At 65.9% G+C, this 1,722-nt stretch carries 1 protein-coding gene; it reads right to left on the reverse strand.

The genetic code is table 11. The features are described from left to right. A partial coding sequence (locus tag O4H62_RS26245; protein ID WP_269391840.1) for a VCBS domain-containing protein occupies nucleotides 1-1,722 on the reverse strand: 1,722 nt, incomplete at both ends.

The following is a 1,722-nucleotide window of genomic DNA, read 5'->3' on the forward strand; positions in this document are numbered from 1 at the left end:
GATCACCGGTGCGTCATTGGTGCCGGTAATGGTGATGGTGACGTCGACCGTGTCGGTCGCGCCCTGCGGGTCGGTTACCACAACCGTGAAGGTTTCCGTGTCAGTCTGGCCCGCGGCCAGTGCCTGCGTCGCCGCTGCGCCGTTGTTGACGAAATAGCTCCAGACACCGGTATCGGCATCGACGACGAAATTGCCGTAGGTGCCCGCGGCATTGCCCGCCCACTGCAGCAGCGACGTCTCGCCGGCGTCGACATCGGTGGCCACCAGCTGGCCCGAGGCCGCCGGCAGCAGGCCGTTGGCCTGGTCGAACGACAGCGCGTTGTTGGCCTGGCCTTCGTACCCGCCGTAGATCGGCCGGCCGGTGAGGCCCAGATCGTCGATCGACTGGGTCAGTTCGGCATGCAGCGCAGGCTGCGGATCCGCATTGTTCGATCCCTGCGGCGCGCCGAGGAACTTGTCGGCCAGCGACGGGCCGTCGAGGTTGCCGAGCAGATTGTCATGCAGGCTCTGCAGCCGCTGCGGAATGCCGTTGCCGTTGTTGTCGGCCTGGAACTTGGCGATCACGTCGATAAGCGGCGAACCGCCGCCCTGGATGTACTCGGCATATTCCAGTCCGAGACGGACGAAGGCCTCGTTGACATCATTGATATAGTAGGAGCCGTAATTGGCATCGAGGTGCTGCCACACCGCGGTGATCGCGTCGGCCATCGAGGTCACGCCCGGCAGGCCCAGAACGCTCTGCAGCAGAGCGCCCATGTCGTCATTGTAGCCCGGAGCAGCCAGCAGAGCGGCAATATCGCCGCTGATCGCGGTGAAATCGGCAATCGCGGTCGAGGGTGCTGCCGAATCCGCGTCTTCCGTCGCTGCACCTGCCACGACCGAGTTTGCCTCGATCACCGGCGCATCATTGGTGCCGGTAATGGTGATGGTGACGTCGACCGTGTCGGTCGCGCCCTGCGGGTCGGTCACGGTGGCCGTGAAGACTTCCGTGACGATCTGGCCCTCGGTCAGCCCTTGCGTCGGGGCAAGGCCGTTGTCGAGCTTGTAGACCCATTCGCCAGTGTTGGTGTCGATCGAGAACGTGCCGTAGGTGCCCGTCGCATTGCCCGACCACAGCAGCTGAGCCGTCTCGCCATTGTCCACATCGGTCGCCGTCAGCTGGCCCGAAGCCGCCTCGACATAACCGTTGGCGACGTCGAAGGCACGCGCTGCCGCATCCGAGGCGTTTTCGTTGCCCGAGTAGTAGGGACGGGTCAGCAGGTTGGCGTCGACGCCGGTGACCAGGCTGGTCAGTGTGCCTTCAAGCGCATCGCCGCCGAAGCGCTGCGCGATCGCCGCACTGGTGACGTTGCCCAACAGGTTGTCATGCAGGCTCTGCACCCGGTCGGGTGCTGATCCGCCATCCAGGCCGTCGGCCGTGTACTTCGCCGTCACGCCGACGAGCGGGTCGATCGTTCCGGCCTTGAGCAGGCCGGCATAGGCCGCGCCCAGCCGGATGAAGGCTTCGTTGATCGAATCCTGGGTCGGACCGCCATTGACGTAGTTGTCGTCGAGATAATCCCAGATCACCGCGATCGCCTGGCTCGCATCGCCAAGCTCGGTGGTGATCGCTGTCAGCGCCGCCTCGAGCCCCGAGCCGTCGGCCTGCAGCCCGGCCAGAAGCGCCTGCGCCCCGCCGCTCAGCACCGCGTCCGAGCTCAGCGCCCCGCCGAACCCGGCCTC

The organism is Parahoeflea alexandrii, assembly GCF_027214025.1.
Taxonomy (GTDB): domain Bacteria; phylum Pseudomonadota; class Alphaproteobacteria; order Rhizobiales; family Rhizobiaceae; genus Hoeflea; species Hoeflea alexandrii_A.